This window comes from Paenibacillus baimaensis (assembly GCF_025567575.1).
Window position 1 is genome coordinate 268166 of record NZ_JAOQIO010000095.1, and the last position, 26074, is coordinate 294239.

Sequence of the window (26074 nt, forward strand, 5' to 3'; positions counted from 1 at the left end):
CACAAATATCCCGTTCCACCTTATCAGTGGTCCGGGATATTTGTGTTTACAGATGCAGCTAACTTATACTTACACGTTCACCTGAGCTACGAACCTTCTCACCAGCTCAATAAACATCGGCTTCGTCCGATTCGCCACGGCTACCACCTGCTCATGCGTCAAGGGCTCAAGCTCCTCGCCAATCGCCATATCAGTGATGCAGGAAATACCAAGCACCTTTAAACCGCAATGACGTGCAGCAGCCACCTCGCCTACCGTGGACATGCCAACCGCATCACCGCCCAAACGGGCTAGCATGGTCAGCTCTGCTGGCGGCAGGTAACTCGGACCGCTAATTCCGCTATAGACGCCTTCCTGCAATCGAATAGCGCTTTGCTCCTGGCGCATACTCTCAGCTATTCTTTTAGTTAAAGCGCGGTACTCACGGTTATAGGCTTCTGACATATCCGGGAAGCGAACTCCCAGCTCCGGATGATTAAACCCGATTAATGGATTATCTCCCGTCATATTCAAATGGTCGGAAATTAGCATCAGATCGCCCGCCTGAAATTCACGGTTCATGCCGCCTGCGGCATTCGTAATCACAAGCGATTGAACGCCCAGTTGCTTCATCACGTATATAGGAAAAACTACTTTTTTCATCGAGTAGCCCTCATAATAATGAAAACGTCCCTGCATCACGATAACCGACTTGCCTTCTAACGTTCCTATAACAAACTGTCCCGCATGACCTTCAACCGTGGATACAGGAAAATGTGGAATTTCATTGTAGGCAATCGTTAAAGGTGCTTCGACCTGATTAGCCATATCACCCAAGCCCGAGCCCAGAACGAGACCGATTTGTGGGACAAGACCATCCAGACGTTCACGAATCCATTCCGCTGCCTCTTGTATTTGTTGTAAGTAATTCGTTTCCAAATTCGTTCAATCCCTTTCCTTGTATCTATCCGTTACTCATAGCTAGCCAAGCTTGGCAACAATACCGAGAATCAATTGCAGAAACTTCGGTTTGACACGCTCGGTCGTTTCCATGACCTCCTGATGCGATAAAGGCTGATCCAGAATACCAGCAGCCATATTGCTAATGCAGGAAAACCCTAATACTTCAATCCCGGCATGTCGCGCTACTATAACCTCAGCTACGGTGGACATGCCAACCGCGTCAGCCCCCAGCGTGCGCAGCATACGGATTTCTGCTGGGGTTTCATAGGTAGGTCCGGTTAATCCTGCATACACGCCTTCCGGCAGCTTCAGACCCTGCTCTGAGGCGACCTCATGAGCTGTTTGTCGAAGACGGCGGCTGTAAGCTTCCGACATATCGGGAAAACGAACTCCCAACTCACTGAAATTAGGTCCGATGAGCGGGTTGCGGAATGTAAAGTTGATATGATCCTTAATTACCATCAGATCGCCGACCTCATACGAGGTGTTAACCCCGCCTGCCGCATTTGTCACGATGAGGGTTTGCACACCCAACTCCTTCATCACCCTGACCGGGAATGAAACCACATCAACCCCGTAGCCCTCATACAGATGAAAACGTCCCTTCATCAAGAGCACGTGTTTACCGTGAATGGTTCCGAGCAGCAGTTCACCTGCATGCCCTTCGACAGTTGACACCGGAAAATGCGGAATATCATGATAAGCAATCACCGTTGCATTCTCTACCAATTCAGCTATTACACCCAGGCCTGACCCAAGGATCAGACCGATTTGAGGTGCAGTTGGATATTGGGTACGAATATATTGTGCGGCTTCCTTAATGCTCCCGAGCAATGCTTGATCTCCCATCGCTTTAAGCCTCCTCTATAATTAATCTGTTCTCGCACGTCCAGCCTGTATGTAAGGACGACTATTCGTCCGTCTTCAATTCCTGTAGAAAGCTTACCCCGTTACCGGTCGATGCAGTACCAAAATTATCCGCTACCGTCGCTCCCAGATCGGCAAAGGTTTGGCGTATGCCAAGCGATCCTCCGTGTTTAAAGCTCGGGCTGTAAGCAAGCAGCGGCACGTATTCACGAGTGTGATCTGTTCCTGCATGAATCGGATCGTTGCCATGATCAGCGGTCAAAATAAGCAGGTCATCCGGTCCAATCTGCTCCATAATGCGCGGCAGCCATTCGTCAAATTCCCGGAGTGCGTCTGCATAACCAACAGGATCGCGTCGATGACCGTATAAAGAATCAAAATCGACCAGATTCGTAAACAGCAAGCCATGAAATGGCTGCTTGAGCTGCTCGATTGTAGCTTGTATACCATCCAGATTGCTTTTGGTCGGACGGGAATGCGTGATGCCTTCCCCGGAAAAGATATCATTGATTTTACCTACAGCGATACAATCCAGTCCTGCCTCCTGCAAATAATTAAGAACAGTAGACTGTGGCGGCTTTACCGCGTAGTCATGCCGATTCGGTGTCCGCTTGAAGGCTCTAGGCTTGCCGATGTAGGGCCGCGCAATCACACGTCCCACAGCGTAAGGCTCCTCCAAGGTCAATCTGCGTGCAATCTCGCATGCTCGGTACAGCTCGTCAAGCGGAATGATCTCTTCATGCGCAGCAAGCTGAAACACACTGTCCGCAGAGGTGTAGACGATCCAATCTCCGGTTGCCATCTGCTGTTCCCCAAGCTCATCCAATATCTCTGTCCCCGAAGCCGGTTTATTACCAAGTACCTTGCGTCCGGTTTCCTGTTCAAAGCGCTCAAGCAATTCATCAGGAAATCCATCCGGGAATACATTGAATGGAATGCTCACACGAAGTCCGGTAATTTCCCAATGTCCTGTCATAGTGTCCTTACCGACTGAAGCTTCAGCCATCTTGCCAAAGTAAGCAAGGGGTTGATCTACGGCGGCTATGCCTTGAATTGGCGCTATGCGGCCAAGTCCCAATTGCTCCAGATGAGGCAAGGCAAAGCCTTGATTACGATCTGCGATATGTCCTAACGTATGGGCTCCCACATCTCCAAAGGCCACTGCATCTGGAAGCTCTCCTATACCAACACTGTCCAATACGATGATGCAAATACGTTGAAAACTCAATCCAGCCACCTCCAATAGTGAAAATCCCACCTTTTTGCTATTATCGCAAAACAGTGGGTCGTTTGCAAAGCACTTATTCAGATATGGAATAATGCAAATCTTCCTTCAGCATAGCTTCCGCGACTTCATAACAGTTATCCAGATACGATTTGCCTGCCATATACGTAATGCCAAAACCTGCCGTAGCCGAGATAGCTTGTCCGATAAATGGAATATATTTGGACAGCTGCTGTGCTGCTACGTGGCCCGCCTGCTTTTCCAATAAATGAATAACTCCTTGGGTCGATACCGATTTGAGAATATTATTGGCTACATTCGCAAGATGCGGATATAGATGCAGCCTCGACTTCAGCTTATCTTCGGACAGATCGAAATTTTTTCTGATCTGCATAAACATCTTCTGCAAAATGCCGATGTCGATCGCTATATTCAGCCCCGGAATCGGGTTCAGGCCATTTGCAGCAGCTGCAGCGGCCGTCAAGGATATGAACTTTTTACAAGCTTCTTTTTTTTTCTTCAAAAAATCCAGCGAGTACGCTTTTGCATTGCGTTCCCATTTAGCTCTTTTGGAAGCGGACAGCCTATTCTCAATTTCCTCAATCAGTTCCCCGACCCCTTCACCGGTAACACAGCTCGTAAAAATAAGCCTCGTATCCACTCCATAGCGCTGAGCCACCGCTTCGCGAATTTCAGCTTTCAAGTCGTCTTTTGTTTTGAGTCTCTTCGTATCAAACAGCGTGTCCGAGTAATTTCTCACAAAAATACACGGCTTGCCTTTTTCTATAATTTTATTAAATAGCTCGTCATCAGCCTGATGAAATTTGCCCGAAAATACGCAAATAAAGAGATCATATTTATCCAATGTAAATCGCTGCCAATATTCATTAGCCGGGAACTGACTCGTTCCAAAACCCGGAAGATCAGTCAATAGCAGCGAATCATCCTCACCCCACACGACGCTTCCTTCTTCAGTTGTTGTATCTGTACGGGTCGACACCTCGGCCACATTCTCACCGATAATGGCATTGATCAAAGATGATTTGCCGGAGCCTGGCTGACCGAATAAAGCGATGTTGATTTTCGTGTTTTTTTCCTTGCCCAGCTCATTTATGATTTCTTGTATATTGTTGAACGATGCAGGATTCAGCTCTGTCAATTGAAATCACCTCATTCTCATTATGTAGGTTCATTACCCAATCCTTTAAGATTCGACGTTACACGCTTATATCCTTCGAGTCTGCCGCCAAGATTATACAAAAGGCCACCTAATGGAATAGGCAGCCTGCTTTATCAATTATACATTATTGCATCTGTTCCTTGCTTTTGGCTCTCGGATGAGCGCGATCGTACACTTCCTTCATTTTATTACGGTTGACCTGCATGTAAATCTGGGTTGTTGATATATCCGCATGGCCCAGCATCTCCTGAACAGAACGCAAATCCGCTCCATTTTCCAATAAATGCACCGCAAACGAATGTCTCAAGGTATGAGGTGTAATTTCTTTGACAATTTTGGTTTCTGCGGCATACCGCTTAATAATTTTCCAGAAGCCCTGGCGTGTAATTCTCGTGCCCAGATGGCTAACAAACAAGGCTTGCTCGTCTTTGGATTGCTTGAGCATCTTCGGTCTCATGATCTTGATAAAAGAGCCAACGAATTCTGCCGCGATGCCTCCAAGCGGAATAATCCGTTCCTTGGATGCTTTTCCTACACAGCGAATAAAGCCCACGTCGAGATTCACATTGTCCACATCCAGAGAAATCAGCTCCGAGACCCGAATTCCGGTTGCATACAGCAGCTCCAGCATCGCTTTATCGCGCATCCCGTTAGGTGTATTCGTCAGTGGGGAGTCCAGCAGCGACTCCATCTCCCCGATCGTCAGTACGTTCGGTGCTCGCTTCTCCAGCTTGGGAATTTCCAGCTGCATCGTAGGATCTTGATCAACGATACGCTCGCGCACAAGAAATTGATAAAACGCGCGAATGGACACCACCGTTCGGGATTGGGTAGCTGTCGCTCGTCCCAGCTGCTTTAAATGCAGCAAATAATTAGCTATATGTAATTTTTTTGTGTCCTTCAATGTCAAAAATCCCTGTTCACCAAGATAATCGAGATACTGGGAAATATCTCTTTTATAGGATTCCAATGTATTCTTCGACAGTCCCCGCTCTTCGGACAAAAAATGTACAAAATCATGCAATTGGTTTTTCATGCAAAATTCCCTTCCTATTGTCAACCCTATACCACATACTCTTACTGTCTAGAACAAATTCAACATGGAAGATCAGAATCCTTCTTATTTTGTCAAAAGCTTATTCGCCAAGCCAATAAAACAGCTTCAAGCGCTCACCCATAGGCCCCTGATCCGTTAGCTTGGTATGGTTTTGAAATACCTTCACCGATCCGCCGACCGGCTCCTTATACTTCTCCACCGGCTTGATCCATTCGGTCACAAACAGCATCATATGGTACAAAATTGAAGTCAGCACTAAAAAAAACAAAATATACTTCCCCCGAATTAACCAGTCGCGAACATAAATGATCATAGGATGACCTCCTGTGAGTTTTATTAGGAAGCTTGCATAGCGTAAGCTGAGATTGGCATAAGCAAAGCTTAGTGATTGGGATACGTTGCATTCCTGCAAGTTTTGCAAAGCAAAACTTCTCCTTCTATCACTTTTTTAAAAGTTCGGTGAGTGGAACGCGGAGTGGCAGGTGTGTTCTGGAGAAGCGGAGCGCTCGCCTTTGTTTTCGAATTTCAACCTATACATCATTTATACAATCAGGAAATTCGAAAACAACAGCGATCGGAAGAACACTCTGGCCGCGCAGCGGCACTTATTCACCATTCACTTTATTCATCAAACTTTCTCACTCTCATTTTATGCCTTCCTGTCCACATTTATGTTCCCTTGTCCTGATCACCAGACAGCAGGCTATCCAGCTCTACCCACGGTAGCTTCAATGCGTCAGCAACTGCAGCATGCGTAACATGCCCCTGGAAAGTATTCACACCCGGTCGCAGCTCAGGATGTACGCGTATCGCTTCTCCAAGCCCCTTCCCGGCGAGCTCGGAAGCATAAGCCAACGTGACATTCGTCAGCGCCATTGTAGACGTCCTAGGTACGGCTCCAGGCATGTTGGCCACAGCATAATGGATAACACCATGCTTGACGTATACAGGATCGCTATGCGTAGTTACCCGATCGATGGTTTCTATGGTACCTCCTTGATCTACAGCCACATCGACTATTACCGAGCCCTGCTTCATTTGCTGAACCATTTGCTCGGTAACCAGCTTTGGCGCTCGTGCGCCAGGTATCAGCACAGCACCGATTAACAAGTCTGCTCTTTTTACAGCGCTCGCAACATTGTAGGGACTGGACATCAGTGTACGGAGTCTTCCTTGAAACACATCATCCAGATAGCGAAGCCGATCTGTACTGCGATCAATAATGAGGACATTAGCCCCAAGCCCCATCGCCATCTTGGCCGCATTGGTTCCTACAACCCCTCCACCCAAAATAATGACATCAGCAGGCGGCACGCCTGGAACTCCCCCCAGCAATATGCCCCTTCCCCCATTTAACCGTTCCAAAAACTGCGCTCCGATCTGAACTGACATCCTTCCTGCTACCTCACTCATCGGAGTAAGCAATGGCAAGCTTCCGTTCGTCATCTGGATCGTTTCGTATGCAACTCCGGTTACATGAGACTTAATTAGCGCTTCAGCTAGCCTCGACTCGGCAGCCAAATGCAAATAGGTAAACAGTAACAAATCCTTTCTAAAGAAACCGTACTCTTCTGGCAATGGCTCCTTGACCTTCATAATCATATCGGCTTGGCCCCATACATCGGCTGCTTGATCCAGTACTTCTGCACCTTCATTCAAGTAGTCCTGATCCGTAAATCCACTACCCTCGCCGGCCCCTGATTCCATCAGTACCCGATGCCCCTGCACATGCAGATAAGCTGCGCCTCCTGGTGTTAACGCGACACGATTTTCGTTATTTTTGATTTCCTTGGGTACCCCTATGATGCTGTGATGTCCTGTCATTGATTCCAACTCCTCTCGAAAGATCAGCCAGCTTATGAAATCCTAATCACCCTAATTTCCCCTATTTGCCCGTCAATTAATCTTATTTTAAGTGTATTCGCAATCTTTGAAATTGGAGTCTCCAGCGTGTTATACTTTTAATATTCATCATAGCAACCGAAAGGAATTGGCTCTATTTATGAAAAAAATAACTTCAGAGCTCCGCAGCTGGGTTAGTTCGATCGGAATAGCTTTTGGTTGTGCAATGTTAATTGGAGTATTTATTATTCAACCGACTAATGTTCTCGGCCATTCTATGGACCCAACCCTTCATGACGAACAGCGCATCTTCGTTTCCAAAATCTCGCACACCTTGAATCAAGAACCCAAATACGGGGATATCGTCATTATTGACAGCCGTGTAGACCGCACACGCAATCTGATTGATGATTTAGCCGAGCATCCCTTAATTACTTTATTTACAGGAAACAGTGACCGCAGCTTTTATATTAAACGTGTCATCGGCAAGCCAGGTGATGTGCTTGAATTTAAAGACCATAAGGTATTTCGCAATGGGGTCGCATTGGACGAGCCTTACCTGAACGAGCAAATGAACTATACGTCCGAGCACTCCATCACAGTTCCCGCCAAACATCTTTTTGTCATGGGTGATAACCGCAACAACAGCAAAGACAGTCGCAGCATTGGATTTATTCCACTGGACCACGTACTCGGAACCAAGATGTAAGAAACAGAAATAAACCGCATGATGGCGGCAAAAAACCTTCTCACACTTGCCTGTTTAGCAGCAAGCTGAGAAGGTTTTGTTTGATATTATGAATTGTTTTTGTCACGGCAGCGATGGCAGATACCCTGGAAATCCAATCGATGGTCGAGAACTTTAAAGCGGTACTCGCTCTCCACTCGCTCTTCCAGCTCTGTCAGCCAGTCTTCCATGATTTCATCCACAGTTCCACACTGCACACAGATTAAATGATGATGATGATGACGATTACTTTCATTACGAAGATCGTAACGGGCTACTCCGTCACCGAAATTCATTTTTTCAACCACATGCAGTTCACTCAACAATTCAAGTGTGCGATATACGGTTGCAAGGCCGATTTCAGGCGCCTTGTCTTTGACGAGCATGAACACATCCTCGGCACTAAGATGATCCTCTTCATTTTCCAACAACACACGAACCGTAGCTTCTCGTTGAGGAGTTAGCTTATAGCCATGTGATTGGAGCTGCTGCTTAATTTTTTCGATGCGAGCTTCCATGTTCCTCCCCCTACGGGTTTTGCGACAACAAAACCTGCTACATAAGCTATTGCATCCCGTTATACATAACAAAATAGACCGGGAAATCTGCTGGGCTTCATCTTATATTATAGGGGGAGGAATGCCGGAAAGTCAAACATTTACGGAGTCATCGTAATCAGCATGGGTGTTACCCACTTCATCATAATCGGTGAAACGCTAGCTTCGAACATTGCGACACCCGCCAGCAACAAGCCGGAGAGTAAAATAGTTCCAGCATAACGCATAAAAGGCTCATAAAACATCCCGTTTCGAACCATCAACCGATTTTTGACCAAATGGATGGAAAAAGCTATTGCAGTCACACTGCACACCCATAAAGCAGGTATGACGATCAAATTTTGCGGTGCAATCGATACAAGAGCAAACAAAAGACCCTTCCAGGCAAATTGCCCGACCAGATAACTGACGCTGAAGCCGATCAGCACCCCTTTTAAAAAATCAAGGATAAGGATTAATGGCAGCCCGATTACGGACATACCCAGCACCCATATAATTAAAATCCACTTCATATGCAAACCGAATGACTGGAGGAAGGTAGTTCTGACATCCGCCAAGGCCCCTTGCTCCACCGATGAAAAAAAATTGCCTATGAAGCGCATAATCTCCTGCTTTTGCTCCAAAGACAGCGCCCCCGCCATCACGGTTCCGAAAACAACACCTGTAAGAAAAATCACTCCGACAAAAATATACAGCGACAGATGCTCTTTCATATAGAGCTCCATTGAACGATTACGGTTCATGGTGTTGGCCCCCCTTGCACGTTTATAGTACAAGCATATGAGGAGACAGCATTTGTTATGACTAACTGGCTAGGATTTATCGGTGTGAACCATTGCCTGAGTATCTACAGCTTTACCACGTGAATGCTTCACCACTTTACCGTATTGCCCCCCACCGCCTGTCTGAAGAGTCAGCTTATCCTCGCGGGCCTGGATGATGAAATCAGCAATATCCTCACCCACCGTCTCCAGCAATTGCTGATGGGTAACATGATGCAATACACGCATCTCTGTTCCGAATTGCTCCAATAGCAGATTCAGCTTTCTGGGACCGAGGCCAGGCATATATTCCAAAGGCACCTGATAGTGATAAGGAGGTCGGCTCGGCGGTTCGGTCATTACATTCTTAGCTGATGAATCTGTCGATGCACTGTCAGCAGCCAGTGAACGATCCGCTATGTCCAGAATACGATCCATCACGCCGCGTACGACTTTCTTGCTGCCACAAAAGATGCACCGCTCAACAGTCGTTTCCCGCTCATCTAAAATCGTACTGCATGCTGAGCAGTAGGTTCGGTGATACTTGCCAAGACGAGGATTCAGGCCATAATTAGCTAACACAGATCTCCCATCCTGGTTCGCCAAGGCTTTACGCAGCTCTTCAAAATTCGGTTCCGCCAGCTGCAGCACGTTGTATTCACGGCCGATTTTGGCCAAGGAATGTGCATCCGAATTGGTCAGAAACGTATATCGGTCAAGCTCCGATATCACTCCAGCCATGTCCGAATCAGCGCTTAAGCCCAGCTCAACAGCAGCAATCTTGTCCAGATCCAGCACATGCTCCATCCGTGTGGAACAGCTACCGTACATGCTTTTATGTGGAGTGAAGATATGTGCAGGAACCAGTAATCCACCGCGGCCCACAACTTCATCCTGAAGTACCTTGGCAGGAACATAGATCCGCTGCGAGCTGAGCCCTACATTTTTCATATGCTGGGACATCCAACGTGTAAACTCCTGCATCTTAGCCAGTGTTGGTAAGTAAGCCAACAAGTGCGCAGTGCCCATACCAGGATCACGAATCTCTATCTCACTGCCTAAGATGACCGTTGAATGATGGTAACGAATCCCACCTTCAGCAAGTTCCTCCATTTCGCCTTTATCCAGATAATGCTGCATTTCCCGCTGAACAGCAGGGGATTGACAGTCGATGATACCTACCATATCCATCCCTTTACGATCAGATGCTTCACGGGCAATGTTATAAAACGTCAGATCCTTGGACCCGCTAATTTTTACGGCCTGTCCTTCTTCAGTTCGTCCAATATGAATGTGAAGGTCTGCGTAAAACGATCTCAGTTCCATCTTAGAAGCTTCCTGTCAGCTTATATACCTGCCATGCATACACAGCGGTAATCGTTTTGGCATCGCTAATCCGCTGCTCACGCATGTATTGCTGAGCTTGCTCGAGCGTGATGCTCTCCACGTCAAGAAATTCGTCCTCATCGAGATGGGCGTCACCTTTGGTTAGCTGGTCGGCCACATACAAATGAATGATTTCATCGGCAAAGCCCGGGGAAGTGTAAAACGAACACACCAGCTTCATTGTATCACAGCGATACCCCGTCTCTTCTTCCAACTCCCGCTTGGCCGCTTCCAACGGATCTTCACCGGCATCAAGCTTGCCTGCTGGAATTTCGATCTGGTTTCTTTCCAGCGGTTTGCGATACTGCTCCACTACGAGCATCTTATCGTCCACTAAAGCTAATACGGCTACTGCTCCCGGATGCTTGACGATCTCGCGTGTAGCTGTCTTGCCGTTAGGAAGGCGGACTGTATCCACCTGAAGCGAAATGATTTTACCTTCAAAAATCGGTTGGGTAGAAAGGGTAACTTCTTCAAATTTATTATTATTTATTTGCGACATCGATGATTCCTCCGTTTTAAATAACTCAATTTGCTGTAATACTAATAACAGACACTTGTAACAGATACTTGACTTAAGGTTTCATTATATCATAGTCACATCCTTGTTATATAGCAGGGTCCGTCGACTCCAATATAAATAAATGACATAATTGCTCCCGGCAGCACATACGGTGTAAAGATCCTATTTTACCGGAAAAGAGGGACAAGATCATGAAAACCTATGTATCCGAAAAGCAAATTAGTATGGTGGGACAAGTATGGGAAATTCGTAGATATTTGCAATTGGCGCAACGGAAGCGTTCCGAGGACACGAGTCTTTTGACGTATTTGGCAGAACAAACCGATTATACCCATACTAATTCCGTGTCTCCAGCCAATAGTCCCATGCAGCCTCCACAGCCGTCCCTATTCCTGCAAAATATGTAGGATCCGCCGACAATCCCCTACCCATTGTAAGTATAGATAAGGCATACGGGGCTACAGCGGCCTCCCACAAGGACCCAGATACAGGAATACGCCATTCAAGCTCGTGCTTGTGTGATAACAATGCTTGTTCTGCTTGCTGCCTAAGGTACGCACCCTGCTCGTGTTGAAGGTCAGGTAGAACCACTCTGCATCGGGCAGCAGCGATATCTTGCAAAACGGTTAAGGTATGATGGCTGATCCCGTGATGACTGGGACGTGAGTCGGCAAAGCTGATTCTGGGAATAAGCCATGGGAAGCCACCCAATGCTATTGAGGCATTCATGAGCTCTCCTGTCTCCAATCCGCTGAAGCCCAGCCTCGTACCTGTACCAACACTTCCCGGTCCCATCGTAACGATTACTATATCGGCCTGTAATACATGCTTGGCAGCCAATAACGCTGTATATTTGTTAACGGCTTCTACATCACCTCCATAAGCATGACCATATGTAACAGTACCGACAAGCCAGTTCAGCTTACGCAGCTCGGCTATATGACGGCTGAATGCAATCGGCAGTGCCCCGCCATCCGACATGACATAGGCAATACGGCAGGCGATTCCGGATTCGCGCGAAAGCTGTTGAAGCCGGCATACCGCAGCAGGCAGCATACTGTGCAGCTCACCGATAAGCACAGGCACCCCCTGCAGTGATTGCCTGTGCTTAAACATCGTGTGATATGAACTAGCCGGCTCCTCAACCGCGAGTACCGGACGCTGCAGTGATGTATACCGCAGCTTCATAATATGTCCGCGGCTACGATCTATCGGTTTGGAATCGAATAGGCATGAATGACACTCGACTTGTTCAAATGCACTTAAGGCATTTGCCTCACAAGTTTCTTCGCCATTTCTTGGCATAGCAGCATGGACAATATGATACCCTCCTGTACCCAATTTTAACGAAACAGCTGTTGTATTCAGCAGCACTTGATCGTTGACTGTCACCTGACAATGATCGTCTGTATAGTGAATTGCTTTGCTAACAGATCCATTCTGCATCTTGACATTTAGCTCTTGCAAACCATGGCGGTGTTCCAAGATCTGAGTCACTATAGCAATCTCCCATTGCACTTGTGTTCACCCTCCTACAGCTTTCATGTACGACTCATATTCCAGCACTGTGTATTAACTATATGAAGGACTCGCAGTTCGAATGATTGCAACACAACATTTATTGAAGCTTTCGCGAGCAACAAGAAATCGAATTCAACCCAAAAAAAACCGCCAATCCAGATACTGGAATGACGGTTTGCTTGTATACGATTTTCGTGGTGTTGTGGATTATTGCTGTTCTGCTACATCTTTAATAATTTGAACCACTACTTCTGCTACCTTCACCATATCCTTAATAGCGATTTGCTCTGCTGTCGTGTGGATATGCTCATATCCAACGGCCAGATTCACGGTAGGAACGCCCATACCGTTGAAAACATTGGCATCGCTGCCTCCTCCGGAGTGGAAGGTTGTAGGACTTAGACCGATTTTCTTCATTGCGTTCATAGCAAGCTTCACGACTGGTGCCTCTTCGTCAAACATATATGCCGGATAGATCAACTCGCTATGAAAGTTAAGCTTAGCCCCCATCTCTGCCGCGGCTTCCTCACACGCCTTGCGCATAGCCTCCACTTGGCGATCCAGCTTATCCTGAACGATACTGCGCGCCTCGGCCTCAAGCTCTACATGGTCTACGACAATATTCGTTGCGCCATTCACACCACCTGCGAATCGACCGATATTAGCCGTTGTTTCTTTATCTATACGTCCAAGCGGCATCCGTGCAATGGCTTTGCTCGCAACCGTTATAGCACTGATACCCGCTTCTGGGTTAACCCCGGCATGTGCGGAACGTCCGGAAAAGCCTATGATGATTTTGGCCTGTGTAGGCGCGGCTACGGCAATATCTCCGATATTTCCATTGGAGTCCAGCGCATAGCCAAAATCAGCTTCCATCCAGCTCGGACTCATGGCACGAGCACCCTTCAATCCGGCTTCCTCGCCTGCCGTAATGACGAACTGAATTTGCCCATGCTTGATGTTCTGCTCCTTCAGCACCCGAATAGCCTCGAACATCGCGGCTAAGCCTGCTTTATCATCACTGCCAAGAATCGTGGTTCCATCACTGCGGATAATTCCATCTTCACCAATCTGTGGCTTGATACCTTTTCCTGGTGTTACTGTATCCATGTGCGAGGTAAAAAATAATCTCGGAACCTTAGCATCCGTTGTTGCTGCCAATGTGCAAATCAGATTGCCGGAGCCGTGTCCGATCTGGGCCGCTACATCATCCTCCACAACCTTTAACCCAAGTGCTGTAAACTTTTGCTTCAAGACCTTGCTAATTTCCTGCTCGAACCTAGTTTCACTATCCACCTGAACCAACTCAATGAATTCCGATACCAATCTTTTTTCCTGAATCATCTCTTTCCTCCTCAGCATGATTTAAGTTAAAATAGAATTATACGATCAAGCCCATATAAGGAGTTGAACTTCATGCGCAACAAACTGGTATTCAAAATTATTATTTACGCAATGTTAGCTTCCATGCTATTGTCCACCATATTGTTTTCCTTAAACTCGTTTTTGTAGGAACCTATCACCTAGTACAATTTGGTTTCCTGGTTATACGACTCCAGGTTCTCTTTAATCCGCTGCAGGAATCGGCCGCATATAACACCGTCCAGAATCCGATGATCCAGGGACAAGCACAGGTTGACCATGGAACGTACAGCAAGCATATCCTGAATAACGACCGGTTTTTTTACAATCGATTCAAAGGTTACAATCGCCGCTTGTGGGTAATTGATGATCGGGTAGGATAATATGGAACCAAAAGCACCTGTGTTATTGACCGTAAACGTACCACCCTGCATATCACTCAGCGTCAACTTGCCGGCTCTGGCTTTTCGGGACAACTCGTCGATTTCCCGGGCTAGACCGGCAATGCTTTTTTGATCAGCCTTTTTAATGACAGGGTTGACGACAAAATCCTCCGTCCCGACGAGAAGCGTAAGATTGATATCGCGTTTCACGATTATTTTGTCCACGGCCCATACCGAGTTCATGATCGGGAAATCTTTAAGGGCACTGACAACAGCCTTCAACAAAAAGGAAAGATAAGTCAGGTTGATCCCTTCCTGCTTTCTGAAATCATCCTTCAGCTTATTACGGAGCTGTACCAGATTCGTAACGTCAACCTCGATCATCGTCCAGGCATGAGGGATTTCGCTCACACTCTGGCGAGTCCGGCTTGCAATCATATTACGAATCGGAGTCACATCGATAAAATATTCATTCCCCGGTTCTCCGGTTGGCTCCTCCACTTCAATCTTGGGCAAGGTCGGATTCTCAGAGAGGTGAATACCTGTCGTTCTCACCATATTTCTACGTGTTTTGAGCTGCTCCGCTTCCTCAGCCGCTGCATTTCCAGATGAGCGCTCTGCTGCCTGATGGTTCGCACCCGCCACTTGCGTATTCTGCTTGCTGGCATACTCTTCAATATCCTTACGCGTGATACGACCGCCTAAGCCTGTGCCTTGAACATTTTCAAGACGAATGCCATACTCTCCTGCAAGCTTTAACACTGAAGGTGAATAACGGCTCCGCATACTCGTATCCGCTGCCTCAGACACATGATTCACGCTGCTGGCAGCTGACTGGGATGGTTTAGGCGTTGTAGTCGCGTTCTCTCTTTGGAGGCTGGCCGGTTCTTCAATCAGGCATATCGCTTCACCTACTGCAGCTGTCTCACCGTCTGCTACCAGAATCTGTACCAGACGCCCTGCGATGGGCGAAGGCATTTCTGTAGTTACCTTCTCGGTAATCAACTCACATAATGCATCATATTCCTCTATGTAATCACCGGGCTGCTTAAGCCATTTACCGATGGTCGCCGCAACAAGACTTTCCGCCAGATGCGGAACAGTCACTTCGGTTCCTCGTGTGTTTGGATTCATTGGGTTTCCCTCCTAAAAGTTTTCCGTGGGAAGCACAGGATAGGCTTTCTATTAAGAAAGCCTTCTTCAAGCATAACCTAATATAAGGCAAGCTCCCGCATAGCTTCCTTGATTTTGTCGGAGCTGAGTAAGTAAAACTTCTCCATTGGCGGATTCATACCAACAGCCGGGACATCAGGTGCACATAATCTTCGGATGGGAGCATCCAGCTCAAACAGCATTTCTTCGGCAATAATTGCCGATACTTCAGCACCAACGCCACCCGTTTTGTTATCCTCATGGATAATCAGCACCTTACCGGTTTTGGCAGCTGCTTCAAGAACTGCCTCTTTATCCAGTGGCTGAAGTGTCCGCAGATCCAGAATATGAGCACTAATGCCTTCTTCCTTACTAAGCTCTTCTGCCGCTTGCAGTGCATAATTCACCGTGATGCCATAGGAGATCACCGTAATATCAGTTCCCTGCCGCTTTACATCCGCTTTACCGATTTCCACTACATAATCGCCTTCCGGAACCTCTCCCGTAATGCCCAGGTAGCATTTTTTATGCTCAAAATAAAGAACAGGGTCCGCATCACGAATGGCAGCTTTCAGCAGTCCCTTTGCATCGTAGGGATTAGAAGGTGCAACCATTTTTAATCCAGGAGTTCCGAAAAAAACCGATTCCGGACACTGCGAGTGATACAGAGCGCCGCCTCCTGTAGCACCATACGGAGCACGAATAACAATAGGACAATTCCAGTCATTGTTGGATCGGTAACGTATGCGTGCCGCTTCGCTAATAATTTGGTTGGTTGCCGGAAATATAAAGTCAGCAAATTGCATTTCAGCAATGGGCTTCATCCCGTACATGGCAGCACCAATAGCTACACCTGTTATCGCAGATTCTGCCAAGGGCGTATCCATAACCCGCTCTTCACCAAATTTGTCACGCAGCCCTTTAGTAGCATTCAGTACGCCGCCCTTGCCAACGTCCTCGCCCAATACGAACACATTCTCGTCGCGTTCCATCTCTTCCTGCATGGCGGAACGGATGGCCTCCAAATAAGTAATAACCGCCATTACCGCACCTCCCCTTCTTCTGCATACACATGGCGCAGCGTATCCTCAGGCAAAGGAAATGGTGCCTGATCAGCATAATGCGTAGCATCGTTTATTTCCAGCTTCAGCTGCTCCAGCAGTTCTTCCTCCTGCTCATCACTCCACAGCCCGCAATCGACAAGATATTTACGATATAAAGGAATGCCATCCTTTGCCCGGTTCTCATCGACCTCTTCCTTCGAACGATACAGCATGTCATCATCGGATGTAGAGTGTGGCGATATACGATACATAACTGCCTCGATCAAAGTCGGACCTTCCCCGCGAACAGCCCGTTCACGCGCTTCCTTCATGACTCGATACACCTCAAGCGCATCATTTCCATCAACCTTAACACCTGGAAAGCCATATCCCAGTGCCCGCTCGGCAATGCTGCCGGAAATTTGCTTATGCAGCGGTACGGAAATCGCATACTGATTGTTTTCGCACATGAAGATCGCTGGCAGCTTATGAACACCGGCAAAATTGCAGCCTTCATGAAAGTCACCTTGATTGCTGGAGCCTTCACCAAAGGTAGCGAAAGCGACGAAATCCTGCTTCTTCATCTTGGCAGCCAACGCAAAACCAACCGCATGAGGAACCTGCGTCGTTACAGGACTTGAGCCCGTCACAATGTTCAGCTTCTTGTGTCCAAAATGACCCGGCATTTGGCGCCCCCCACTGTTGGGGTCCTCAGCCTTGGCAAAAACGGATAACATCAATTCTCTTAAGCTCATTCCAACCGAAAGTACAAATCCATAATCACGGTAGTAAGGAAGAAAATAGTCCTTGCCCTTCTCCAAAGCAAAAGCGGCGGCAACCTGCGCAACCTCTTGTCCGATACCTGATACGTGAAATCCGATCTTGCCAGAGCGCTGCAATAAAAAGCCGCGTTCGTCAAACTTTCTTGCTCTTTGCATATATGTGTACATCTCAACTGCGCGTTCATCTGATAATCCCAGCTTGCGGTGCTTCATCAATTGTCCGATGGACATGGACGTAACCCCTCTCCACAATAAACTTAATACCAGGTACTAATACTTGGCACTATATATATTATAAACCGTTTCAATGATGAAAACAATTGTTACATGTTAATAGCTCGTCCATCAACTGCAAGCATAGCTTCGCCCAGAGCCTCGGAAAGAGTTGGATGAGGATGAATGGTTTGCCCTACCTCCCAGGCCGTAGCATTCAACAATTGAGCCAAAGCCGCCTCTGATATGTAGTCAGTAACATGGGCGCCAATCATATGTACACCCAGTATATCGTTCGTCAACTTATCGGCGATTACTTTCACAAAACCGTCCTGCTCACCCTGCACTAAAGCTTTTCCCAATACGGAATAAGGGAATTTACCAACCTTGACCTCGTGCCCTTGCTCAACTGCTTGGGCTTCCGTCCAACCGATAGAGGCTGCCTCAGGTCTTGTATAAATACAACGAGGCACTTGATGTGCCTCTTGGTGATGGGGCTTCTGACCGCTTGCATGCTCTACAGCCTGAATGCCTTCATGGCCAGCCACATGTGCAAGCTGAAGACCGCCGATGCAATCCCCTATCGCATAAATGTGAGCTTCTGCCGTCTGCAGGTTCTCATTAACACGGATAACGCCTCCGGCAAGCTTAACATCCGTATTTTCCAAGCCAATCCCCTCGATGTTCGCCTGACGGCCTACACAAACCAATACTTTATCCGCCTGAAGTGCTCTACGCTCGCCCTTACGTTCGACTTCAAGACTCGCTTGTCCAGACTCAATCTTAACCGTTTCTGCGACTACTGCAGCGTCCGTGAATATTTGAACGCCTCTCTTTTTGAGCAGTCGTTCCATTTCCTTCGACACATCGGCATCCTCAGTAGGCAGCAGTCTTGGAGCATATTCCACAACTGTCACCTTAACACCAAAATCATTCAGCATCGAAGCCCATTCCATACCAATAACCCCGCCTCCGATAATGATCATCGATTCGGGTAGCTGCTCCATCTGCAAAGCGTCATCACTATTTAATATATGATTGCCGTCTATAGTCAGACCTGGAAGTGTACGTGGTCGGGAACCTGTTGCAATAATCAACTTGTCCGGGACAAGCGTAATAATTTCCCCATCCGCCTGTTCAACCGAAATCGAACCGCTGCGGGGTGAGAATATAGAGGGCCCAATAATTCGACCGTTTCCATAGACAACTTGTATGTTATGTTTTTTCATTAAGTACTGAACGCCTTTATGCATTTGCTCGACAATGCCTGTTTTCCGGGATTGTACTTTAGGAAAATTGAGCTGTACAGAGGCCGCTTCGATTCCGAACCTCTCACTCTCTTGCATCGTTGCATAAACTTCCGCACTGCGCAGAAGTGCCTTGCTTGGAATGCACCCTCGATGAAGACATGTCCCTCCGAGCTTATCCCGTTCCACGACGGCGACCGTTTTTCCTAATTGAGCAGCCCGAATGGCCGCGATATATCCACCCATACCTCCCCCAAGGATAACGATATCAAAAGCTTGCGTCATGTAAAAACCTCCTAATAGTTTTGCGGAGCAACAACTTGTTGTGCACTGCACCGCTTTAGTTGCAAATCAAAACTCATTCGTGATCTTCCACTTCTTATGTAAGCATCTGATTGGTTTCCGAAAGAGACGACTGCGTGAGCAGTCTCTGACCTCTGATGTTTATCCTATTGTAACTCTAATAAGTGTGGAAAATATAGTACAATTTACGAAACATACATGAATTGTTGACGATAGTATGTTACCTTAAGGAATGGAATTCCACAATCCGCAAATTCGGATATAGCAAAGGAGCACATATGAAAACTACACTTTCCCGCTTTATAGCTGTATTAATGTTAGTCATTCCTGGGCTTATAGCTACCTATGGCTTCTTAGCCATGAAGGATGCTTTTTTTGCACAATTTGGAGCGGCAGAGGCGAACCCACATGTTTTATGGGGGAAATTCACAATTGGTTTGATCATGTTTCTGGCCGGGGTTGCTTTTCTCGGGGGATGGACTTTTTTTCGCGATCGCAAACGCAATTATGTGGCTCCACGCTTTAAGGTCAAGCGCAAGCGCCCTTAATTTAGAAAAATATCACTTAAGCCGTTAACAGCACACTTTGACAGTTCCATCTATCTACTGGTTTTATTTTTATTGCGACCCAGTAAATCGAACCACAGCAGCAACCGATTGGCTTCAATCCACTGCGAGACTGAGGAACGCCAAGCCATGATATGCAATACCAGCATGAATACAATCAGAATAGCCTGCAGCTGCCAGGCCGATCCAAGGATCACCCAGCAGCCTATTGCAAATCCGAGCATATTGGCTCCCGTATCCCCAATCATCAGTTCTGCCCGAAGATCCGGCCCTAATAAAACATAAGCACCGATGTACACAGGCATTACATAGGGAGCTATTTTTATTGCCATCTGTAGTAGCTCGTCTATATGAAATTGTCCACTTACAGCGTTTACAATTAACTGGCCAATCGTTCCTGCTACTGTGATCATTAGGAAGCCTTTAAGTGCGCGGCCTGGACGCACGTCCAGTAAATTGACACCATTGGTCATCAGCCCCAGCAGCAGCAAGTCAGCACCAACATGCCACCAGGAGTCGCGTGCTATGACACCAACAAACAAAAGAGCCGCAATACCGGTTACAATTGCTTTTATCAGACCTGTACTGCAAATCTGCTCCTCCTTCCAGAGCCGCCAATGCCCCTTCAGGCCCTTTACTGCCTTATCGCCTATTGCATCGTCTACAAATCCCGCTAAGGCAACCGCGGACAACGCGGCGACATAGCTTACAAAGGGCACCTGATCAAAGCCAGGCAGCCTCTCATGCCCTCGAAACAGCACTGCCAGTCCATTCATCACTACGGCATTAACTGTTACAAGCAGCCATATGAGTATTCCGCAACCTGTAGCTATTTGCTGTCCTTGATAGTTGGGCTGCAGCATTCCATGATTCGTCATAAACATCCTGATCATTGGAAGTAAGGACCTCCCCATCCAGAGCAACCAAGCACACAATAACAACCCGACCCATATCAACATATGGGATACCTGTAACGTTCCCAGAGAGTTCGACCTACCGCAGAAAATTGCTTTCCACGATGAAGCCAGCTCCGCAAGTCCCGCCCACTTTCTCGATGAGAGAAGGTTGCTTCACATTCCTGAACATGGTACCCGAGCCTCACAGCATCAATCGTCAGGCCTACCTCCACTCCAAAGCCTTCACCAAAGCGTCCTATCTGCTTCATCACATCGCTGCGGATAGCTCTTTGACCTGACAAGGGTGCTGCGGGATCAAATCCAGACAACCGATACACACCGAACTGCGCCAGTCTCCTTACCATCCCGAAGCCACCCGGTTTGACAGCTTTAGGCAGCTTGGCAATGACCATATCTGCCTGACCTGCCCATACAGGCTCTACAATCAAAGGAAAGCTAGCCGCTGATGAACCGAGATCCGCATCCAGAAATACAAGAATGCTACCTCTTGCCATACGGCAACCTGTGTTCAAGGCTGCGCCTTTACCGTATGAACGTGGATGCGTGACAATGATATCCGCCCAGGACACTGCTGTATCGTAGGTGTCGTCGCTGCTCCCATCATTAACAACAATAATTTCCACAGCTTCTGCCCCATTGTCAATACTTGCCGAGCTCCCGCGATGGCTTGCCCATTGTTGAATTCCGGCTCGAATAGCTCGCAGTGTCTCCCCGATGAGCCTCTCTTCGTTATAAGCAGGCACTATAATCGAAATCCCCTTGCAAAAGAGCTGATCCGTCACATCAACCATCCCAACAGCCTCCTTAACAAGCGCTTCCAGAGGTGTTCTTGCTCATCAGGAAACAAGCTATGGAAGCCTTTAGCATCAGTCAGCTTACTTCCGACCTTAATTCGGACGAGCATTGAGCTGCCCATACCGAGCCTTCCCTTTTTCATAAAATCAAACATATGATTGTGCGTACCGATCGCAATGATGGATTCGCAATCGTGATCATACGCCAATAGAAGCGCCATATCCTCACTCGTGCCACAGGCTGGAAGCGTGATGGCCTGAAGCCCCATAGCCAGCAGCCTGCGCATACCTGGTGCTGTCCCATCTGAATAAGCTTGCACTACGAGCTCAGCCCCGCATAGCAGTGCTGCATCCGATACGCTGTCCATATCTCCGACAATAAGATCTGGCATAAAGCCTTGTTCAAGTATAGCATCTGCTCCACCATCCACTCCGATGAGGACAGGCTGCTGCTTATGAATATAGCCGTGAAGCACCTTCAGATCACTAATATAATGATCGCCGCGAATCACGATAAGCACTGGCCGACCTTCAAGTCTCGTTTTCATGGCTTTACAGCGCAGTGGTTTCAGAATTCGTTCCTTTTCCAAGGAAGCAAAGGCAAGCGTATTATCCATAAAAATACTCAGCTGCTCCTGCATAGTGCTTAATGCCTTGTGATAATGTAAAAACCATTCCTCTCGTGTAAATCTCTCACATGGAAGCACATGGTTATCAATGACAATACCAGCCTCAGTCAATTGAAGCTCACTGCGATCAGGGATAAACGGAAGCCACATGGGCTCTATTTGAACAATAGGTATCCCTTTGTCCAACAATAGCAGGGGCCCTCGCACGGGAACTGTTCCTGACATGACGGGACCTGCGTTCACAACTAGTCTCACATCGGCTCGAATCAAACCTTCTGCAGCCAGTTCATCCAGATCCATATGATGAATCACAGCAATCATGCCGGGTTCAATATTCCGCATAAGCTGTTTCGTCCGTCTATCAACTTGGGCAATCCCCTTAATATGGCCTGTTAAAGATTCCTCTTTTCTAATTGCCATTGGCACGCACTCCGCTTCTATAGCTCTTGTTCCCTCTATTTTGGGTCAGAACGTGCCATATCATGCATGAATCCGATATTTTATAATAAAAAAGTCCAGGTATGGATATGATCTCTTCTCAGTAGACATATCTTCACCTAGACTTTTGCTTGCTATCTTATGTTGTTGCTTATACCATCTCAAAGAACAAACTATAGAAATAAACTGCCTTCAAACCAATCCTTATAGGGCGTATCTGGCAAACTATGCTGAATATAGCTGACTATCGAGGTTTTTTCCTCCGGTTTAAACTGGTACTTACAATCCAGTCCATTAAAAAGCAGCTTGATCCCCAATGAGGTCCCATCTTTACCGAGAATAAGCTGAATGACATAGAGCTCATCAGGCTCATCATCGAATCGGCAGCCAATGTCAATTTCAACAGACTGCTCAGACTCATTTTCGAATTCACAATAATCGAATTTCATTATTTCCTCCCACACAAATGGTGTTTATATACTAATATTTGACAAACTTCTACATCACTTGCATATTGAGCGTTCTCATACTGTCGATATTAAAATACTGTTTTAGGGGATAATACAATATCTAAATTACGCCTTATCTCTGGTTATCATATCACATGTATTGGAGGTCAAAATAATGTCAATTGCTGAAATTCTTCTTCGTTCCGTTATTTCATTTGTTGGTTTAGTATTTTGGGCACGTATTATAGGAAAAAAACTAATATCTCATTTAACTTTTTTTGATTTTGTTGCTGGAGTCACATTCGGTTCTATTGGTGGTAACCTCATTTTCAATCCCAATGTATCACTATTTGTTGGTGTGATCGGTTTAACCATGTTTTCTATACTTGTTCTTGTTTCAGACTATATTTCTCTAAAAAGTTTTATTGGAAGAAAAATATTAGACAGTGAGCCGCAGGTCATTATCAAAGAAGGTCAAATTTTGCTGGAGAACATGAAAAGAGTCCGCCTAACTATCGATGAACTGCTCATGCTCTTAAGAAAGAAAGATGCTTTTTATATTGATGAAATCGAATTTGCCTTTATGGAAACAGATGGAACCCTATCCATCATGAAAAAAACTAATAACATGTCGATAACCCGCACAGATATGAATATTAAGAGTCAATCACGTGGAATTCCACAGGCATGTATTATTGACGGTAAAATTATTGAAGAGAATTTACAAAATATCCAGAAAGACTCAAAATGGATGAAGAAATTTTTGAAAGATAAAAATATTCAGCTTGAGCATATTTTATTGGCTCAAATCGATCAACAAGATCGTGTGTTTATTACTTTAAAAACAAGCTAAACCTCAATGCTAAATATTATCTTATCTTTGCTTAAATTTCCTAAAGCTAATTGTTTATCTAATTCTTCTTTATCAAGAACTTGGTAACCCTTATTGTTTAAAGAATCGTTTAAAGTTTCAGGTGAATGAATAACAAAATACGATCTATTATTTTCTCTGGAAAGCTGTTTTGAGCGGTCAATCGCAAGTTCTCTATTCATCATATATCGCCATCTCCTATTATTGTTGTTTATGTCCATCTACATTCCTCTGGTTTCTTATCAAACAAAAATTCCCGAAACACCGTTGTTCTTAATTGATGTGTATCGGTTCTTTCAAGATATTCTATACGACAACATAAACGCGGCTCAATCCATTGTGTTTTCTGATCCTTAACCGTATGGAGCTGCTTTGCAAGTCCAAGGAAGTGTTCTTTTTCTTCTGGTTTACATTCTAACTCTACAACACCTACAGGCTTATTTTGAACAGTTCTAAAGTTCAATCCAATAACAAACTTAAACGGGTTGTCTCTATATCCCAGTATCATAACGTCAATCGTCTTGAAGTGCTTGATCTTTAACCAATCAGGACTTTTAGTGTCCACATAGTATTTAGATTCCTTGCGCTTTGCCACAATTCCTTCCATATCACGATCTTTGGTCAATTTAAACAAAGCTTGCCCTTGCGCTTCAATATACATGGTGGGTGATATAACAGGCGTTGCAGAGACAATGTCAATCAGCCGCTGCTTCCGAATCATTAGTGGCTCATTCAAATGCTCACGATCCGTATATAGAACATCAAATACTACAAATGTCGCTGGATGTGTTTTTACCGCATTAGTGATTCTTGATGAAAGGCTTAGTCGCCCTCGATAAGAGAAATCATCAAATACAGGTCTACCCTCACGCAGTACAATACCTTCGCAGTCCAGAATTGCGGAGTGTACTCTTATGGCATCAGACGCTTCCAATAACTCTGGAAACTTATTGGTTATGATATTTCCGTTCGGTGTGTAGGCTTCAATGCGATTGCCTTGCTTATGTATAAGTAATCTCCATCCGTCCCATTTGGGCTCGAAAATGAACCTTTCATCGTCGAATGGTTCACTGCCTACGCTGACGATCATTGGCTTAATTTGTGTAAAAAGCATTGTGGATCACCTCTTACACTATTTTGATGCTTATTTCCTGGATATAAACATCCCTAATAACCCCAATGGGATAGACTCATTAAATACAAACACCCAATAAATCCTTTAGATTTATCGGGTGAGATGGGGAAAATTATCGGTTGCAAAACAAGTGTATCGGCTATCGTCAACTGGATGTATCTAGTATCCATTACACGTAACCCCTTGCCACGCCCTACTCCTTACCCTTTCAAGATACCTTATGCTCAATTCTGAGCTTATCCGCAACCATGGCGATAAATTCCGAATTGGTTGGTTTTGATTTCGAGATATTAATCGTGTAACCGAAAAGGTGCGAGATACTGTCGATGTTGCCACGCGTCCAGGCGACTTCAATCGCGTGACGGATAGCACGTTCTACGCGGCTTGGGGTAGTTTTGTATTTTTCGGCAATTTGCGGGTACAAGGTTTTGGTGATAGCACCCAAAATTTCTATATTGTTATAGATGATCGTGATGGCCTCCCGAAGGTACTGATAGCCTTTGATATGAGCAGGGACACCAATTTCATGAATAATGGTTGTAATGTTGGCATCAAGATTTTTACCTTTGGGAAGCTGCACAATGTTGGCCCTTGTGCTTGTTGTGTTCGAAGTAACCGAGTTACTTTGGTTATTGGAGACCAGCTGCCGGATTCGGCTCGTCAATATTTCCATATCGAACGGCTTTAGTATGTAATAAGAAGCACCCAATTGAACCGCCTTTTGTGTAATGTTTTCTTGACCGAAGGCCGTCAACATGATGATCTTGGGTTGCGGATTCAAATTCATATCACGCAGCTTTTCCAGTACGCCCAGACCGTCCAGATGCGGCATGATAATATCGAGGATAAGTACATCTGGAAGCCGATTGCCTTCTTCGATCAAACGAAGAACATCATTGCCATTATAGGCTATTCCCGAAACACGCATGTCATCCTGCTCATCAATATATTCAGACAGTAAGTTAGTAAATTCTCGGTTGTCGTCAGCCAGCAATACTTCAATCGTTTGCAAAATTAGCTTCCTCCTTCAAAATGGGTAAAGATGGATGTTTAATTGTTTTCTTTAGTATACTTTCGACATGATAAATAAAATTCCTTCTGTCGAAATTTATTTTTCTGGATTTTTTTTTGTATTTATCATATAATTAATATTTTGTTTCAAGATAGCTGACCATTCGACATGTTTAGTCAAAAAAACAAGT

The 26074-nt window shown here is 46.0% G+C and carries 29 protein-coding genes; 5 read left to right on the forward strand and 24 right to left on the reverse strand.

What is annotated here, in order from left to right; all coding sequences use genetic code 11:
• Positions 1-69: 69 nt before the first annotated feature.
• From OB236_RS27515 to ald, 7 genes are all read right to left on the reverse strand, one after another.
• A complete protein-coding gene (locus tag OB236_RS27515; RefSeq protein ID WP_262686798.1) occupies positions 70-918 on the reverse strand; it encodes a purine-nucleoside phosphorylase in 849 nt (282 codons plus the stop codon).
• A gap of 42 nt (positions 919-960) precedes the next feature.
• Entirely contained in the window at positions 961-1791 is an 831-nt protein-coding gene (locus OB236_RS27520) for a purine-nucleoside phosphorylase (RefSeq protein ID WP_262686799.1), read from the reverse strand.
• A gap of 61 nt (positions 1792-1852) precedes the next feature.
• Positions 1853-3037 carry a phosphopentomutase gene (gene deoB, locus OB236_RS27525; RefSeq protein WP_262686800.1) on the reverse strand — a complete coding sequence of 395 codons (1185 nt, stop codon included), beginning with the start codon at positions 3035-3037 and terminating at the stop codon, positions 1853-1855.
• Positions 3038-3110: 73 nt separating this feature from the next.
• Positions 3111-4193, reverse strand: coding sequence for a GTPase domain-containing protein (locus OB236_RS27530; RefSeq protein WP_076227787.1), 1083 nt, complete (start codon positions 4191-4193; stop codon positions 3111-3113).
• A gap of 145 nt (positions 4194-4338) precedes the next feature.
• On the reverse strand, positions 4339-5250 hold the full coding sequence (gene xerD / locus OB236_RS27535) for a site-specific tyrosine recombinase XerD (RefSeq protein ID WP_262686801.1): 912 nt from the start codon (positions 5248-5250) through the stop codon (positions 4339-4341).
• Positions 5251-5350: 100 nt separating this feature from the next.
• Positions 5351-5584 (reverse strand): DUF4227 family protein, encoded by a 234-nt coding sequence (locus OB236_RS27540; protein WP_076227791.1) that lies wholly within the window; start codon positions 5582-5584, stop codon positions 5351-5353.
• Between the two features lie 356 nt (positions 5585-5940).
• Positions 5941-7095 carry an alanine dehydrogenase gene (ald, locus tag OB236_RS27545; protein WP_262686802.1) on the reverse strand — a complete coding sequence of 385 codons (1155 nt, stop codon included), beginning with the start codon at positions 7093-7095 and terminating at the stop codon, positions 5941-5943.
• A gap of 178 nt (positions 7096-7273) precedes the next feature.
• Between ald and lepB the strand changes: the two genes are divergently transcribed.
• A complete protein-coding gene (gene lepB / locus OB236_RS27550; RefSeq protein ID WP_076227795.1) occupies positions 7274-7822 on the forward strand; it encodes a signal peptidase I in 549 nt (182 codons plus the stop codon).
• 86 nt (positions 7823-7908) lie between these two features.
• Here lepB and fur read toward each other — a convergent pair whose 3' ends face one another.
• From fur to OB236_RS27570, 4 genes are all read right to left on the reverse strand, one after another.
• Entirely contained in the window at positions 7909-8358 is a 450-nt protein-coding gene (gene fur, locus OB236_RS27555) for a ferric iron uptake transcriptional regulator (RefSeq protein ID WP_076227797.1), read from the reverse strand.
• A 140-nt stretch (positions 8359-8498) separates the two neighbouring features.
• A complete protein-coding gene (gene spoIIM / locus OB236_RS27560) occupies positions 8499-9140 on the reverse strand; it encodes a stage II sporulation protein M (protein WP_076227800.1) in 642 nt (213 codons plus the stop codon).
• Between the two features lie 69 nt (positions 9141-9209).
• Positions 9210-10484, reverse strand: coding sequence for an endonuclease Q family protein (locus OB236_RS27565; RefSeq protein WP_262686803.1), 1275 nt, complete (start codon positions 10482-10484; stop codon positions 9210-9212).
• Between the two features lies 1 nt (position 10485).
• A complete protein-coding gene (locus OB236_RS27570) occupies positions 10486-11046 on the reverse strand; it encodes an NUDIX domain-containing protein (RefSeq protein WP_262686804.1) in 561 nt (186 codons plus the stop codon).
• A 212-nt stretch (positions 11047-11258) separates the two neighbouring features.
• Between OB236_RS27570 and mciZ the strand changes: the two genes are divergently transcribed.
• Positions 11259-11474 carry a Z-ring formation inhibitor MciZ gene (mciZ, locus tag OB236_RS40180; protein ID WP_076227806.1) on the forward strand — a complete coding sequence of 72 codons (216 nt, stop codon included), beginning with the start codon at positions 11259-11261 and terminating at the stop codon, positions 11472-11474.
• On the opposite strand, the gene OB236_RS27575 is transcribed toward mciZ, so the two are convergent.
• Together OB236_RS27575 and OB236_RS27580 are read right to left on the reverse strand one after the other, a co-directional pair.
• Positions 11404-12585 carry a DUF3866 family protein gene (locus tag OB236_RS27575; protein WP_262686805.1) on the reverse strand — a complete coding sequence of 394 codons (1182 nt, stop codon included), beginning with the start codon at positions 12583-12585 and terminating at the stop codon, positions 11404-11406. The two genes, mciZ and OB236_RS27575, sit on opposite strands and share 71 nt — an antisense overlap.
• A 210-nt stretch (positions 12586-12795) precedes the next feature.
• Positions 12796-13932, reverse strand: a complete 1137-nt coding sequence (locus tag OB236_RS27580) for a M20/M25/M40 family metallo-hydrolase (protein ID WP_076227810.1) — start codon at positions 13930-13932, stop codon at positions 12796-12798.
• 72 nt (positions 13933-14004) lie between these two features.
• Here OB236_RS27580 and prli42 point away from each other — a divergent pair, with 72 nt between their 5' ends.
• Positions 14005-14100, forward strand: coding sequence for a stressosome-associated protein Prli42 (prli42, locus tag OB236_RS27585; RefSeq protein ID WP_179097345.1), 96 nt, complete (start codon positions 14005-14007; stop codon positions 14098-14100).
• Positions 14101-14111: 11 nt separating this feature from the next.
• Here prli42 and OB236_RS27590 read toward each other — a convergent pair whose 3' ends face one another.
• The 4 genes from OB236_RS27590 to lpdA form a co-directional block, all read right to left on the reverse strand.
• Positions 14112-15467: a dihydrolipoamide acetyltransferase family protein gene (locus OB236_RS27590; RefSeq protein ID WP_262686806.1), complete on the reverse strand. Its 1356-nt coding sequence runs from the start codon at positions 15465-15467 to the stop codon at positions 14112-14114.
• 77 nt (positions 15468-15544) lie between these two features.
• Positions 15545-16528, reverse strand: coding sequence for an alpha-ketoacid dehydrogenase subunit beta (locus OB236_RS27595; protein ID WP_076227815.1), 984 nt, complete (start codon positions 16526-16528; stop codon positions 15545-15547).
• Positions 16528-17541, reverse strand: a complete 1014-nt coding sequence (locus OB236_RS27600; RefSeq protein WP_076227817.1) for a thiamine pyrophosphate-dependent dehydrogenase E1 component subunit alpha — start codon at positions 17539-17541, stop codon at positions 16528-16530. Before OB236_RS27600 ends, OB236_RS27595 begins: the two co-directional genes overlap by 1 nt.
• Before the next feature lie 92 nt (positions 17542-17633).
• Positions 17634-19055 (reverse strand): dihydrolipoyl dehydrogenase, encoded by a 1422-nt coding sequence (gene lpdA / locus OB236_RS27605; protein WP_262686807.1) that lies wholly within the window; start codon positions 19053-19055, stop codon positions 17634-17636.
• Positions 19056-19351: 296 nt separating this feature from the next.
• Between lpdA and OB236_RS27610 the strand changes: the two genes are divergently transcribed.
• Positions 19352-19621, forward strand: coding sequence for a DUF2627 domain-containing protein (locus tag OB236_RS27610; protein ID WP_076227821.1), 270 nt, complete (start codon positions 19352-19354; stop codon positions 19619-19621).
• Positions 19622-19671: 50 nt separating this feature from the next.
• Here OB236_RS27610 and OB236_RS27615 read toward each other — a convergent pair whose 3' ends face one another.
• The 4 genes from OB236_RS27615 to OB236_RS27630 form a co-directional block, all read right to left on the reverse strand.
• Positions 19672-20532, reverse strand: coding sequence for a hypothetical protein (locus tag OB236_RS27615; protein ID WP_262686808.1), 861 nt, complete (start codon positions 20530-20532; stop codon positions 19672-19674).
• A gap of 59 nt (positions 20533-20591) precedes the next feature.
• On the reverse strand, positions 20592-21347 hold the full coding sequence (locus tag OB236_RS27620) for a glycosyltransferase family 2 protein (RefSeq protein WP_262686809.1): 756 nt from the start codon (positions 21345-21347) through the stop codon (positions 20592-20594).
• A complete protein-coding gene (gene steA / locus OB236_RS27625) occupies positions 21335-22399 on the reverse strand; it encodes a putative cytokinetic ring protein SteA (protein WP_262686810.1) in 1065 nt (354 codons plus the stop codon). Before steA ends, OB236_RS27620 begins: the two co-directional genes overlap by 13 nt.
• A gap of 191 nt (positions 22400-22590) precedes the next feature.
• Positions 22591-22866: a hypothetical protein gene (locus tag OB236_RS27630; protein ID WP_262686811.1), complete on the reverse strand. Its 276-nt coding sequence runs from the start codon at positions 22864-22866 to the stop codon at positions 22591-22593.
• 175 nt (positions 22867-23041) lie between these two features.
• Between OB236_RS27630 and OB236_RS27635 the strand changes: the two genes are divergently transcribed.
• Entirely contained in the window at positions 23042-23719 is a 678-nt protein-coding gene (locus OB236_RS27635) for a DUF421 domain-containing protein (protein ID WP_076227832.1), read from the forward strand.
• On the opposite strand, the gene OB236_RS27640 is transcribed toward OB236_RS27635, so the two are convergent.
• The 3 genes from OB236_RS27640 to spo0A all read right to left on the reverse strand — a co-directional run bounded on the left by OB236_RS27640 (position 23716) and on the right by spo0A (position 25884).
• A complete protein-coding gene (locus OB236_RS27640; RefSeq protein WP_262686812.1) occupies positions 23716-23922 on the reverse strand; it encodes a hypothetical protein in 207 nt (68 codons plus the stop codon). The genes OB236_RS27635 and OB236_RS27640 overlap by 4 nt on opposite strands.
• A 26-nt stretch (positions 23923-23948) precedes the next feature.
• Positions 23949-24851: an ATP-dependent DNA ligase gene (locus tag OB236_RS27645; RefSeq protein ID WP_262686813.1), complete on the reverse strand. Its 903-nt coding sequence runs from the start codon at positions 24849-24851 to the stop codon at positions 23949-23951.
• 229 nt (positions 24852-25080) lie between these two features.
• Positions 25081-25884, reverse strand: a complete 804-nt coding sequence (gene spo0A, locus OB236_RS27650) for a sporulation transcription factor Spo0A (protein WP_076227841.1) — start codon at positions 25882-25884, stop codon at positions 25081-25083.
• Between the last annotated feature and the right edge of the window lie 190 nt (positions 25885-26074).